General features: G+C 49.1%; 13 protein-coding genes. All 13 read right to left on the bottom strand.

Going from position 1 to position 13,953, the window contains the following annotated elements:
- Positions 1-29: 29 nt before the first annotated feature.
- A complete protein-coding gene (locus tag DWY63_RS01765) occupies positions 30-2,672 on the bottom strand; it encodes a SpaA isopeptide-forming pilin-related protein (protein WP_117800988.1) in 2,643 nt (880 codons plus the stop codon).
- Complete coding sequence (locus tag DWY63_RS01760) at positions 2,669-3,841, bottom strand: hypothetical protein (RefSeq protein ID WP_117800985.1); 1,173 nt, start codon at positions 3,839-3,841, stop codon at positions 2,669-2,671. Before DWY63_RS01760 ends, DWY63_RS01765 begins: the two co-directional genes overlap by 4 nt.
- Positions 3,838-4,371: a hypothetical protein gene (locus tag DWY63_RS01755; RefSeq protein WP_117800982.1), complete on the bottom strand. Its 534-nt coding sequence runs from the start codon at positions 4,369-4,371 to the stop codon at positions 3,838-3,840. Before DWY63_RS01755 ends, DWY63_RS01760 begins: the two co-directional genes overlap by 4 nt.
- A gap of 22 nt (positions 4,372-4,393) precedes the next feature.
- Complete coding sequence (locus DWY63_RS01750) at positions 4,394-5,098, bottom strand: SipW-dependent-type signal peptide-containing protein (protein WP_117800979.1); 705 nt, start codon at positions 5,096-5,098, stop codon at positions 4,394-4,396.
- Positions 5,099-5,142: 44 nt separating this feature from the next.
- Positions 5,143-5,712 carry a signal peptidase I gene (locus DWY63_RS01745; RefSeq protein ID WP_117800975.1) on the bottom strand — a complete coding sequence of 190 codons (570 nt, stop codon included), beginning with the start codon at positions 5,710-5,712 and terminating at the stop codon, positions 5,143-5,145.
- 116 nt (positions 5,713-5,828) lie between these two features.
- The gene (locus tag DWY63_RS01740; protein WP_243001826.1) at positions 5,829-6,698 is read right to left on the bottom strand and encodes an amidohydrolase family protein; all 870 of its coding nucleotides are present in this window, start codon (positions 6,696-6,698) and stop codon (positions 5,829-5,831) included.
- A 6-nt stretch (positions 6,699-6,704) separates the two neighbouring features.
- The gene (locus DWY63_RS01735) at positions 6,705-7,301 is read right to left on the bottom strand and encodes a histidine phosphatase family protein (RefSeq protein ID WP_117800972.1); all 597 of its coding nucleotides are present in this window, start codon (positions 7,299-7,301) and stop codon (positions 6,705-6,707) included.
- Positions 7,294-7,701, bottom strand: a complete 408-nt coding sequence (locus DWY63_RS01730; protein ID WP_117800969.1) for a bifunctional adenosylcobinamide kinase/adenosylcobinamide-phosphate guanylyltransferase — start codon at positions 7,699-7,701, stop codon at positions 7,294-7,296. The genes DWY63_RS01735 and DWY63_RS01730 overlap by 8 nt, the downstream gene beginning before the upstream one ends.
- Complete coding sequence (locus tag DWY63_RS01725; RefSeq protein WP_055226435.1) at positions 7,698-8,474, bottom strand: adenosylcobinamide-GDP ribazoletransferase; 777 nt, start codon at positions 8,472-8,474, stop codon at positions 7,698-7,700. The genes DWY63_RS01730 and DWY63_RS01725 overlap by 4 nt, the downstream gene beginning before the upstream one ends.
- 1 nt (position 8,475) lies before the next feature.
- Positions 8,476-8,997, bottom strand: a complete 522-nt coding sequence (locus DWY63_RS01720) for a bifunctional adenosylcobinamide kinase/adenosylcobinamide-phosphate guanylyltransferase (RefSeq protein WP_117800966.1) — start codon at positions 8,995-8,997, stop codon at positions 8,476-8,478.
- A gap of 17 nt (positions 8,998-9,014) precedes the next feature.
- Positions 9,015-10,064, bottom strand: coding sequence for a nicotinate-nucleotide--dimethylbenzimidazole phosphoribosyltransferase (gene cobT / locus DWY63_RS01715; protein WP_117760346.1), 1,050 nt, complete (start codon positions 10,062-10,064; stop codon positions 9,015-9,017).
- A 35-nt stretch (positions 10,065-10,099) separates the two neighbouring features.
- A complete protein-coding gene (locus DWY63_RS01710) occupies positions 10,100-12,331 on the bottom strand; it encodes a cell wall hydrolase (RefSeq protein WP_117800963.1) in 2,232 nt (743 codons plus the stop codon).
- Between the two features lie 81 nt (positions 12,332-12,412).
- Positions 12,413-13,897: a threonine synthase gene (thrC, locus tag DWY63_RS01705; RefSeq protein WP_117760348.1), complete on the bottom strand. Its 1,485-nt coding sequence runs from the start codon at positions 13,895-13,897 to the stop codon at positions 12,413-12,415.
- Positions 13,898-13,953 lie beyond the last annotated feature (56 nt).

Raw genomic sequence — 13,953 nt, 5'->3', positions numbered from 1 at the left:
AACCGATGGTGGAATGTTTTTCCGTTTTGTTATTCAACCGGAATCCGGTTTTTTACAATACTGTTGTGTCCATAATCATCCCAGCGGTATTTCTGATTTTCAAATACAACCTCACTTTCTTTGGGATGTCCGCAAAGATTTACCGATACCGAAAAGACGCGCGCAGGATCTTTTCCATATGCCGGCTCTTCTAGTTTTTTCACGGTAACATTCTTCGTACCTGTCACCTGCATAAGCGAATACCGCAGCACCTTCTTCTCCTGTACCCGGTAATCGTTTCCTGCCGGAATTCCCCGGATCTGTACCGACTGTTCCGTGTAGCCGTCCTGATCTGTCGTTTTCTCCACCTGTGTTTTTGTAAACGTAAGATAGCATTGGTATGTATGTTCTTTTCCATACAGATCCTTTCCCTTCACGGAAAACAGAAACGTTGGATTTCCATGCGCCCATGTAATCTCATCCGCCTTGATCTTCTTTGTAATCGTCAAGGTTTCACATGCAAGATCCTTCATCGTCACGGTCTGCACTTCCTGTTTTGCCTCCAGCACAAACGAAACCGGTTCTGCCGCAAGGTATCCATCCGGCGCGGCCTCCTCCACAAGGACATAAGAACCCGGCTTTAATTTTTCCAGTTCATGCGGGCCGCTTCCTCCTGAAATCCAGCTGTCCACACGGTTTCCATCCATATCTTTTAATACCAGCTTTGCGCCGGAAATTCGTTTTCCGCTCTCTGCATCTATTTTTTCAATTGTCAGATGTGTTCCATCATTTTCGACCGTCACCGACAGTTCCGATTTACCGTCAATTTTTCCGTTTTCTACCACAAATTCCCGGCATGTGCTGTCCAGCAGAAAGCCCTCCGGAGATGCTGTCTCCTGATAGTACCAGACACCGTCCAAAAGTCCCGTCAGCTCAATTTTTCCATTTGCATCCGTCTTTTTTGTCTCATCAAAACTTCCATCTTTCGTCCAGATATGAAAGGCTGCTCCCTGAAGCACTTTTCCGTCTCCCTGACTTACTTTCTGCAGAACAAAACGGTTCTTCCAGTTTGTAAACGTCAGTGTGATCTGTGCGTTTTGTTCCCCGATCGTTATTTTCTTTTCCGTCGGATCCAGCACATATCCATTTGGAGCCGCCGTTTCCCGCACAAGATACGTTCCGTACTCCAGCCCGTTTTTGAACGCCTCTCCATTTTCATCCGTTTTCAGCACAGCTGCTACCGCCTGATCCGGAAACAGCACTGTTCCGTTTACCGTTGTAATTGCTCCGCTCGCAATCACCTGATATGTTGCACCAGAAAGTGCTTTCCCTGAGTTTTCTTCCGTCTTTTTTATCTTCAGTGAGCCTGTTTTTCTTGTGTTTTCTGCCTCCAGATGGATCGTCTGCATGCCTTCCTTGTCAATGGAAAATTCCTGCTCCCAGCTTCCTGCATAACCAGCTGGATTCTTTGTCTCCACAACACGGAATTTTCCATTTTCACTGTCTGTATCCCGAATTCCCTCCAGCAGATAAGAACCCGTTTTTTTCACCCAGTTCATCTTTTTGAATTCACTCCAGGTGTTGTTTTTCCAGCGGTACACGGTAAATTCTGCACCCGAAAGAGCTTCTTTTGTCTCTGCATCCATTTTTTTCACTACAAGATCTCCTACTTTCGACAGATGACAGGGAACGTTCGCTGTGTAACCAAATTCCGAAGTATTCCACGGCACAACAGTTATTCCCGTTTCCCGGGATGCTCCATGCCAGTTGTTGTACGTACTGGAAGTATCGTTTACAAAATTATCCGGCCATTTTTTCGGTGCTTTCACTCCGCCGCCGGGACCAGTTACCGCGTCGTTAGTGCCTCCATCATAGAAAATCATCGTCTGGGAATTTCCTTCAAAGGTAAATGTAACCCAGCCTTCCGAATTTTCCGGAGTTGTTCCACCGTCCGGCTCAGAGCCGCGTCTTGCCGACCAGATCGCTTCTGTTCTGGCATCGTAGACGATTCTGGCATCTGCCTCCTTCGTCAGATAGATATGTTCTGTCTCATCAGCCAGATAAAAGCCCTGCTTAAAGTCCAGATCTGAAAGTGTAAAATATCCTTTCACATTCAGCGGATTTCCTTTACTGTCGTAATAAGCAAACCGTACCTTGATCCAGAGCAGACCTTTAATATCAATGACCGGCTTATTGTGGTCAATCGCCACGACTACCGCATCCACGTCCTCATACCCTGATGGTACAACCGTGTTCTGCCAGTCTTCCAGCCAGATCCGCATCGTTACATTTTCCCCGTGGCACTCTCCAACATTCGTATATTCCGCATACATTTTTCCTTTTTTCGACTCCAGCGGCGTGAAGGAACGGAGATTACTCCATCCCTTTACATCGGCCGCCGGCCACCATGTGGAACAGCATTTCGAATGGCTCTCTCCGTTTTTGCAGAACAGATTGTCCCAGGTACTTCCATCTGTACTTCCAAAACGGATTTTTGTCTCACTTCCGATCAGCGGGGTAAAATCATATCGGCCGTCAATAACAGAGTCCGATGATACAACTTCTCCGATTCCGGCTTTCGAAAGAGAAGGAAGACTCGTAAGACTCGAAGCCAGAACATCTTCCCGAAAACAAAATCCCAACAACAGCAGAATTCCTGCGATAAACCAGAAGCTTTTCTTTGCTCTTTTCATTCTTTCCTCCTTTCAGACCGGCCCGCGGTAAGAAACAGGAAGGCTCCTGTCACGGCAATTCCAATGGGGACCGCTGCTGACGGATCGCGCAGACCTGTTTTTGGCGCGCTGTGCCAGATAGAGGGGCCTTCTTCCTGCGGCAGATCTTCTCCTTCGACAGAAAAAATCCATTTTACCCCGCTTTTCCGAAGTGCCCATTCATCTCCAAGTTCTGACGGCACACGGATTGAAAAACAGATTTCTTTCCGTTCATCTGGACTGCATATTCCAAGACTTTTTGCTGCCCATAGTCCCTCACTCTCTAAATCACCTTCATAAATCACGCTGTCTCCCTCTCGTATTTCCAGTTTCACCTTGGAAAGCAGTTCTTTTTCTGTTTCACTGAGTTCTTCCGGAAGTTCCGTCCGCAGAAAAAATTCTGCACGGCTTGCTGTCGTGTTCACCAGTGTGAACGTATCTTCCCATTCATCTCCCGGCATCAGCACTGGAAAGTTCCGAAAGAAATTGTCGGGTGCCAAGATCAGATTCCGCGCTGCTCCTTCGTACGAAACGGTGAGGAAGCTCTGCTGCGAAACCTCCGAAACGGTATTATCCGCCTCGTGGACACACTGTTCAATTTCCAGTTCTTCTCCCCACGGAGCTTCTGCCGTAAAATCCGGCGTCACATTCGCTGCCTGTACGGCCTCCGCCTGGATTTCAACGGACAGCACCTGTCCCTCCGCCTCACTGGTCCACGCAGATGGAATGGTGATTGTACGGAAAAAATCGACAGATTCCTGCTTTCCCAGCACTTTTGGATAATAATAATACTCTCCTGCTTTCAGCCAGACGTCCTCGATTCCCCCAAGGTCCTCTTCCCCCAGACGGTAATCCTGCGTTTCTTCCTCATCAAACACAGGCTTTACCCGGACATAGCATGGTTCAGCATAATTGGTGATCCGCGGAATTTTTGAAATCACCTGGGAAGGCAGTACAATGCCGTTTTCCGGTCCCTCATACTTCTTTTCTCCATCCCCGTCTTCCTCATATTCCCAGATTCCAATATTTACATCTCCGACAGCTATTTTGTTAATGGTCTCAACACTGCTCCGGTAATATGCATACGTTCCGCTGATTCCCATCAGAAGACTTGCCGCCGCACATCCGATCCTGACGCGTTTTCCTTTCATGTCTGACCACCTCTCTCATAAGCATCCCATGCCTCCCGATAGCCGTGAAATACCATATTCCCCTTCTGGATCTGCACCGATTCCTCATAGACCGAAACCTCAAGTTCTTTCTGTTCCATTTCTTTTGCAACGCGGATTCCGGTAAACAATTCCGTCGTGCTTTCGCCTTCTGAAACCGGTTTTTTGTAATAATAGTAGTCATCTTCTCCTTTTACCCAGTTTTTCGTATCAAGTCCCTCAATCGCTTCAATTGGTTCACTGAATATAAGTGCCGCACGAATATAGCAGGCAACGGAGCCTTCATTTCTGATTTTTACTTTCTTTACCACACTTTTCCCTGGCGGTACGGGCGTCGGTGTCGGAAATTCTTCATCGATCGTACTTGTATTATGTCCGAACACCATACGATTCCAGACATTCTCGTGATCTGTAAAATACGCCGAAGTTCCCGGCAGCAGCCAAATGGCTGCCGCCATCGTACACCCGGCCGCACCCGCAAGGAAAAACAGCCGTTTCGTCTTTTTCTTCATCTTTTGTCCCCCAGAAAACTGCTTAAATTCCAGGTGCTTCTGTCTGTTCCGGCTCCGACTGCGGTGCCGTTACCTGCCCCTTCTGCCCATTATTCTGATTTACATACTTCTCCCAGGCCTTTGCTGCCCGCTCGGCAGCTGTACTTCCCTCACCGGTATTCAGCGCCTGGATTGCATAATAATTGATCGGAATATCGACCTCTTTTTCATCCAGCTGCCCTTCCACGATATTAGCTGCTGTCACGCTCGTAAATAAAGGATCCGTCGTTTTGCCAGCTGCGAGCACTTCATTGTAGAGATATGTATATACCATCGAATTGTTCTGTTTTTTCTTGTACATCAGCACCCATTTTTTCGAAAGCTGATTCATCGAAAACAGTTCCGTATCGACGGCTGCCCCGCCGTTTAAACGGTTTCCGGATGTATCTGCAACGATCACTTTTGCGATTGGTATGGAAACATCCATATAGACGTAAGAATCATTTTTACCTTTATTTTTGATACGCGGGTCCTTCGGAATCACCTGGGTCGGCACAATATGATTGGTCTTTCCGTCCGGATCCGGTGCGTACGATGGTTCATTTCCTTCGATATCTACTTTTCCCACAACAAACTGGTTCGTCACAGAATCCTTATCCGTCAGATACGCCAGTGTTCCGCCCGCTGCCAGGGCTCCTGTCAGAAGCAGTGATGCTGCCCAGAATACGATTTTCCACTGTTTTTTCATAGATCAATTCCTCCTGTTTTCCTAAATAATTTTGCTAATTCTTTTTATAACTTGTTTTCCTGCATGATTTTTCTACCGTGCCAAAGCTGCCGGATTGTAAAAAGCATCACCGCTCCCACGGTCAGAAAAAAGAGTGTTCCTCTCTGCCGGAGCCAGACGATACCAAAGCCAAGCCAGGGAAGAGCTACGATCACATTCCCGATCACCTGTTTTTCCAAAACGATGCCTGCATCTTCCTCCGCGTTGGCATCCCCCTTAGTACAGTATCCTTCCTCGCTCTTTTCCACGATCCGGTGTGTCACCACCATATTTCCTCTCCGGTAGGTAATCACATCCCCCGGATTCCATTCCTTCTTCCGTCCATCCACAACCACAACAGATCCCGTCGGGATCTCCGGTTCCATGGACCCGGACAGTACGACATAGGCGCAGAAATACTGCATCAGATACCATCCCGCCGCCAGAAAAAGGAAGGAAAGAAAGCCCTGCAGCCCCAGTTTTCCTTTTGCTTTCATTTGCTCCCTTCCGTCGATGCGGATATCCAGACTGTCATTTTTGCACGCAAAAAACAGAGGATAGCATTTACCCTCTGTCTCAGAATATCCCTGTTTCATTTTCTCTAAAGTTCTTGTAAAAGTGATTTAAACTTACCATAGTCCGGGCGAAAGCGCAAGCATTGTCTGCCCGTTTAATTCTAAATTTTTTCTAAAGCCTGAAACGCAGAAAATTTTCAGAACTTTTCCCGGATCTTTTTTTCTCCAAACTCAAGCCGCTTTTCCAGCTCCTGCCCATTTTCTGCCCCAAGGATTTTTCGCATTACACTCTCTTCTTCCCGGATTCCTTTTCCGTGAAGTACGCCGTATGCGCCGGCATCACTTCCCGCCGCAAGCACAACGTCCTTTTCAAATGCGAGCTGCAGACCTTTTTTCTGCGTCTCAAAAATCCACGCCAGCGTTTCAGCCGGATATCTGCCGTTCTCCAGAAGATTCGAAACCGTCACAATTGTCGGCACCCAGATTGTTGCATGCTCTGCCATACAGCAGATGCTCTCTTCATTCTGAAAGTTCCCGTGTTCAACCGAGTCCACGCCTGCCTCTGCCGCATCCATCACAGCCTGTGCGCCGTTCACATGCGCCATCACAGAAAGCCCCGCATCATGTGCCGCAGCCGTCATTGCAAAAACCTCCTCCCTGGAAAGCGGCTCACTGGTCACATGCCCCTTTGTCGCGAAATCCAGGATTCCCGTCGTCATGATCTTGATAAAATCTCCGCCCGCACGGCGTACTTCACGCACAAGCGCACAATACTCTTTCCAGTCTGAAAATGCGCGTCCGACAATTTTTCCATAACGGCCTGCCCTGTGAATCGCAAAAACCGGTGTGCGGTATGTGATCCCGTACTCCGGCGCAAGGCTCCGTGCAAGAACACCCGCCCCGTACGGATCTCCGCCGTCACGCACATAGGAAATCCCTGCCTTCTGATACGCCGCCAGATGTTCCCGGATCAGATCCTCCCGCGGGCCGTTTTCATGCGCTGCCGCCGCCTTTTTGTAATCCACACCGTCCATAAAAATATGGGCATGGCATTCTGCTGTCACCATTTTTGTTTACCGCCTTATCTCCGATTCCACCACAGCTTCTCTGCGGCCCATTTTCCAGTTCTGCTCCGAGAGATACAGATGATATCCACAGCCGTTTTCTACTCGCCAGTCATAGTAACTCCTCTGTGGCACGCCGTACTGCTCAAGGATACTCATGATCGTGCCTCCGTGCACCACCATCGCCACGTTGCGGTAATGGCGGCGGATACACGTATCCACCATCTTGTCAAAGCCGGCGATGCAGCGGTCCTTGAACTGCTGCGGGCTCTCACCGCCCGGAAAGGCAAGCGTCGCCATGGAATCAATCCACTCCTGGTATTTCGGATTATCTTTTAATTCCTGATAATTTTTGTTCTCAAACTCACCAAAATTGCACTCTGCAAATTCCGGGATTTTGACCTGTTTGGCGTACGGATACAGAATGTCTGCCGTTTCCAGACACCGTTTCAGCGGGCTGACGAACAGAAGCTCAACGGTATCCATCGTCCGCTGTTCCAGCTCTTTTTTCCCTTCCTCACACAGTGGTTCATCCGTCACGCCGATATACCGTCCTAATGTATTGCCATAGGTTTTTCCATGGCGGATCATTGCAATTTTAATCATGTTTTTCCTCACCTTTCAGCAGGATTCCGATTCCGCACACCACACGGGTTACCGAATCAGCCTTTGCTGCCAGCTCCGTACAGATGCGCCCCGTCTTTTCCCGCCATTTCCGGTCGAAGGGTTCGATCGGAACCACTCCGTAACCGAGTTCATTCGTAACAATGCAGATTTCCGGATTTTTCTGCAGCAGTTCTTCCAGTTCCGCTTCCGGTGCAGTCCCGGTCTCCTCTTCCAGAAGGAGCCATCTGCGGACCAGTTCCTGAAAATCATATACGCCGGAACATGCCGACAGCTCCTCTTTCAAAACTGCTGCCCCATCGGCCCATCCTGTTTCTTTTCCGGTCATCTTCTTTGCAAAGTCAAGCTTTCCCTGAAAAGCCCCTCCAATTACTAATTTCATTTCCAGTTCTCCATTCCAAGAGAAAGTACCACAAGAGACAGGAGCTGTGCCAGCTCACAGAGCGAAAGGAAATAGCCTGCGAGATCTCCTGTAATTCCTCCAAAATACTTACTGCTTTTCCATTTATAATAACAGAATACCAGTGCCGATACAACCAGTACATCCAGTGCCGCCCAGACGCAGAACGAAGCTGAGAGCGCCGTCACGGCAAAAATCGTCACAACAAGCACCGCCGCCGTTCTTTTTTTCTCTGCGCTCATGCCAAACGCTGCCGCTGTTCCTTTCGGATTGGCATTTGGAAAAAACGCGATCGAAAGACCGCTGAACGATCTCGAAACTGCGAAGCCAAATGCATACGCCGGAAAAATCTTCCAGACAAGTTCTCCGGCTGCGCCCGCGTACAGTACAAAATACAGACATCCCATAATAATCGCAAATGCTCCGGCGTGCGGGTCTTTTAAGATTTCCAGTCGGCGCTGTTTTTCTCTCCAGGAACTTAACGCATCCATCGTATCCAGATAGCCGTCGAGGTGAATGCCGCCCGTCACCAGAACCGGAACTGCCGTCAGCACTGCAGCCCGCAGCATGCTTCCCGCGCCAATCTGCTGCAGCAGCCAGAAAAGCACCGCCGAAACTGCACCGACAGCCAGTCCGACCCACGGAAAGAAACACAACGCATATTTCATGTTCTCTTTTTCCCAGTCTGCCGGCGGCATCGGGATTTTCGAGTACATGGCAAACGCCACTTTAAAATTATTCCATATCGTTTTCATCTTATTCTTTTTTTATTCTGACGGGAATCCCATACACAACCTCGGTCACACAGTCCGCCATCTCTGCCAGACGTACATTAATGTTTCCCAGGATCCGCTGGTATTCCATCGTCTCCTCCTCATATCGGTATCCGTCCGAAAAAATTTCATTCGTCACCAGAACCAGATTCCGCGCCTGATGGGCCAGACGGGAAACGCCCGCAAGAATTTCCTCCTCCGTCCGCGCTTTTCCCGCCCCGGATGGATCAAATATTTCATTTGCCGTGAGATTCGACATACATTCGAGCAGCACATCGCTTCCCGGTTCCAGCTCCACTTCTTTTAAATTCGTATAACACTCAATCGTCGAAAACTTCTTTGCCGCGCGCATCTTCCGGTGGCGTGCAATACGCGCCTGCCCTTCCGCACCGAACGGCTGCATCGTTGCGATATAAACCCTCCGTGTTCCGCCAAAATCCAGAATACACTGCTCCGCATACGCCGATTTTCCGCTGCCGCTGCCGCCTGTAACCAGATGTATCATCGTTTCACCTGCCTTTTTTAAGTCAGCGGCACATACGTTTCGATCTGTGCCTCGTCAAATGTCGCCATGCCGCGGTATACGGCATTTGCCTGATCCAGAATCGGGAAAAGCATGATGGCGCCCGTTCCCTCGCCCAGACACATATCGCAGTGCAGGAAGGCTTCTTTTCCAAGCTCTGCAAGCAGCAGATGCGCCGCCGGCTCCTTCGATACGTGCGAAGCGATCATATAGTCCTTTGCAAACGGTGCAATCCGTGCAGCAAGAAGCGCTGCCACACAGGAAATAAAGCCGTCCATCACAACCGGAACGCCATGTGCAGCCCCTGCAAGAAAGACACCCGCCATGCCGGCAATGTCAAAACCGCCGACCTTTGCCAGCACATCGATGGGATCGGACGGATCCGGCTGATTGATGGCAATTGCTTTTTCAATCGCTGCAATTTTCCGCGCAAGACCTTCACTCGAAAGCCCGGCGCCCCGTCCCGTCAGTTCCGGAACCGGCTGATTCAGGAAAACGGCTGCCATTGCACTGCTCGTCGTCGTATTTCCAATGCCCATCTCACCGGTTGCCATCAGCTGATAGCCCGCCGCAATTTTTTCTTCCGCCACGGCGATTCCTGTTTCAAGCGCACGAACGGCCTCTTCCCTTGTCATCGCCGGACCTTTTGCCATATTTTTTGTTCCATACGCAACTTTATACCGCGGAACCTTCGTATCGCGCGCCATTCCGATATCAATCGGAAACAGATCCGCATGCGCACTGCGGCAGAGAATGGCTGCTGTCGCCTTCTCCTGCAGAAAATTTTCCGCAACTGTCGCTGTCACTTCCTGACCGCTCTGCGTCACGTTTTCTTCCACAACGCCATTGTCCGCACAGAACGTCAGAAGTGCTCTTTTTTCAATCGAAATCTCCTCTTTTCCGGTGATTCCGGCAATCTGGATGAGCACGTCCTCCAGCTTTCCGAGGCTGTGGAGCGGCTTTGCAATGCCGTCCCAGTGAGCCTTGGCACGATCCATCGCCTCTTTCGAAAGCGGATGGATCTGTTCGATTGTTTCCTGTAATGTCATCTTTTGTTCGCCCCTTCTTTCGATATGACGTCCGATCAGCTCTGTTTTTTCACCCAGTTCACAAAGAAAATATGGGAATCTTCCCGCGCTGTTCCGCTGGAAGTTGTCCATTTATAGGTGTATGTATATGTCACACATTTTTCTTTATCCATATTCAGATTTTTAAATGCTTTCGGAGTCATGAAATATAGATAATCAAAATCATCTCTCGTATCGCCAAAGCCCGGGATCACACGCTTTGTGCCGTTCTTCAGATATGCATCCATGATCGACTGGGATTCATCCACTGCACCGTAGGCTCCATTATTTTTCAGCTGATTGATAATCGAACTGCTCTGCTCCGCAATTCCCGTCAGATAGTTTGTCAGACTTCCGTTCCGCGCCGGTTCAAACTGCTGCTGTTTATAAATCGCGGTGCGGAGCGAAATATTCTGTGCCGCCATCCGGTTCCGGATGACCATCGCAACTGCCGTCATACCTGTTTTTCTCTGGACACCCGCCTCCGCACTGCAGATAGCCGCAAAGAAATCACGGTCACTCACAGACGGATCCGTGTAATACTGATGCTCCATCGTATAATATTTTCCGCTTACGCTGTCCTTTGCACGCACATACTGGCTCGAGCCGAGAATGCACACTCCGTTTTCGTCAAAGCTGTAGTACCAGTTGCTGCTGTTCTTTTTCAGCAGAGCGTAATACGATTTTACCATCTTTCCGTCGCTTCCAAAGTAATACCAGCCCGTCTGCGGATCACCGCTTACCATCCGTTTCTGTGCATTGAGCCACTGGTTCTTTGCCATCCCTCCCCAGTCTTTAAAGTAATAGGAAGCGCCGTTAATAGTCCGCTCTCCCGTCACCATCACGCCGTTGGCATCGGCATAGTAACTGTTGTTTAAATGCGTAAAGAAAGTATTGCGGTACATCGCACCATTTTCCCGGAAGTAATACCACTGGTTCTCTTTCGAAAGCCAGCCCGTCACCATCTTTCCATCCGCATCGGCATAATACGTTTCACCGCCAAGCTGGAAAAAGGTACTACGGTACATGCCGCCCCAGCCCCGGAAATAATAATACGTACCATTGATTTTCTGCCAGCCGGTTACCATCTTTCCATCTGCATTCACACGATATGTATTGTTGTCATATTCAAAAAAGCGGTCAAAATACTGCTCTCCGGTTTCATCAAAATAGTAATATGTACTGCCCTGCTGCAGCCAGCCGACGGTCAGTTTTCCATCTGCAGCCGCATGGCATACACTCGTTCCGTTTTTGATAAATGCATTCTGATACATGCCGCCCCAGTCCTTGAAATAGTACCAGTCACCGTCGATCTGTTTTTTTCCGACAGCCATCTTTCCGTTCTCATCGGCATAGTAAAGTGCACTTCCTGTCGGTGCTTTGAAAAAGGTGCTGCGGTACATGCCGCCCCAGCTTCGGAAATAATACCAGGTTCCATCCTGCTGCAGCCAGCCGGTCGTCATCTTTCCATCCGTATCAACATGATAAATATTATTTTTATGCGTCAGAAAGGTGTTTTGTGCCATGCCGCCCCAGCTTCGGAAGTAATACCAGATCCCGTCAATCTGTTCGAACCCGGATGCCATTTTTCCATCCGCATCAACATAATACGTATTCTTGTCATACTCAAAAAAACGATTCCGGTACATCGCGCCCTGATCATCAAAATAATAATACACATCATCGATCAGTTTCCAGCCGGTCGCCATTTTTCCGTCCGCATCAGAATAATACGGTACATTTTTCACGGTGTAAAAGGCATCCCGGTAAACACCGCCCCAGCTTTGGAAATAATACCAGGCTCCATCAAGTTTTTTCCAGCCGACCGCCATTTTTCCATCATTATTCAGGTAGTAACGGTTCTTGTCGTACTCTCTCCAGGCTCCTTTGACAATGGTACCATCCGGATCCTTAAAATACCAGATCCCGTTCTCATTCACCCATGGGTAATAGCTTCCAGCCTGCACGGATACCGCCGTCTCTTCGGGCTTTCCGCTCTGTACTTCTGCCGCCGGAAGATCCGAGGCGGCATTTTCCGCTGTCGAATCCGGCGTCTCCGTTTCTGTCATCTCCGGCGTATTTTCGTCTGTGGTTTCCGCCTCCGATGTTTCTTCTGTTTCTTCCTGTGTAACAGCAGAAGCCTCATTTACCAGACTCTGCTCTGTGCCTGCTCCAAATACGTTCGCAGCACTGACAGCGGTTGTCACGCAGGCTGCCGCCAGTACTCCCCTGATTACTTTATTTTTCATTATTTATTCTTCTCTCCCTGCAAAAACAGGCAAAGCCTGCTGTGTGCTCTGCCTGTTTTAAAATTCTGCTCCTGCTTTATCTTATTTCAAAAACGCCCGAACAGTCTCCGGCATCTGATCTACATCACACTCTGTCGTATGAAGCACCGGTGCAGTACGGATTTCTTCGATCGCACGCGGAATCTCGGTATTGGCAAGTGCAGACAGCTTGTCTACCTGCTCCAGTACTGGAAGGGTGTCATACTCCGGTGCAATCGCTGCAAGAACGCTGCTTGTAAATTTATACGGGCTTGCGGTAGATGCGATGACGGTCTTGGTTTCGTCATAGGTTTCCTCGCGGTATTTTCCGTATACAGCCGCTGCAACCGCGGTATGGGTATCAATCACATATCCGGTATCGCTGTACAGTTTTGCAATCGCGTCTGCTGTCTCCTGTTCGGATGCATAATTGCCGTAGAAGTCTGCCAGCTCTTTTTTCATCGCATCGGTGATCTCATATTTTCCGTCCTTTGCAAGATCCTGCATCAGCTCGCGGTCTGCTGCTTCGCTGTTTCCGGCGATGCGGTAGATCAGACGCTCCAGATTGCTCGAGATCAGGATATCCATGGACGGTGATGTTGTCAGAATAAAGTCTCTGTTTCTGTCGTAAACGCCGGTGCGGAAGAAGTCAAACAGAACTTTGTTCTCATTGGAAGCGCAGATCAGTTTTGCGATCGGCAGTCCCATCTGTTTTGCATAGAATGCAGCGAGAATATTTCCGAAGTTTCCGGTCGGAACGGTTACATTGATCTTTTCTCCGTCTGCAATCTCTCCGTTTTTCACCAGGTTTGCGTAAGCATATACGTAGTAGACGACCTGCGGAACGAGTCTTCCGATGTTGATCGAGTTTGCAGAGCTGAACTGGAAACCTTTATCTGCCAGCTCTTTTCCAAGCTCTTTGTCGTTAAACATTTTCTTCACGCCGGTCTGTGCGTCGTCGAAGTTTCCGTGGATGGCAACAACGTGGGTATTTTTGCCCTTCTGTGTTACCATCTGTTTTTCCTGAATCGGGCTTACGCCGTTCTTCGGGTAAAATACAATAATTCTGGTGCCCGGCACATCTGCAAAGCCTGCCATTGCTGCTTTTCCGGTATCTCCCGATGTAGCAGTTAAGATGACGATCTCATTTTTCACGCCGTTTTTCTTTGCGGCGGTCGTCATCAGATGCGGCAGAATGGAAAGTGCCATGTCCTTGAACGCGATCGTTGCGCCGTGGAACAGCTCCAGATAGTAAACACCGTCTGCTTTTGTCAGCGGTGCAATTTCCTCTGTGTCAAATTTTGCATCGTATGCGTTTGCAATACAGTTTTTCAGTTCATCTTCTGTAAAGTCGGTAAGAAAACGGCTCATTACCTCGTATGCCACTTCTTGATAGCTCATAGCCGCAAGTTTTTCCATGGGAACATCCAGTGCTGGAATGGAGGTCGGTACAAATAATCCGCCGTCGTCGGACAGACCCTTTAAGATTGCCTGGGATGCAGTTACGGTTTCTCCATTGCCTCTGGTACTTTTGTATAATACTTCCATGCTCTTTCTCTCCTTCACTTTGACTCCCGGCAGAGCCTCTCTAACTCCCGGCCGGA

The sequence above is a fragment of the Blautia sp. AF26-2 genome, assembly GCF_003460955.1.
Classification (GTDB): Bacteria; Bacillota; Clostridia; order Lachnospirales; family Lachnospiraceae; genus Fusicatenibacter; species Fusicatenibacter saccharivorans.
The sequence above is the reverse complement of the archived record's forward strand: the minus strand, read 5'-3'. Positions and strand labels throughout refer to the sequence as shown.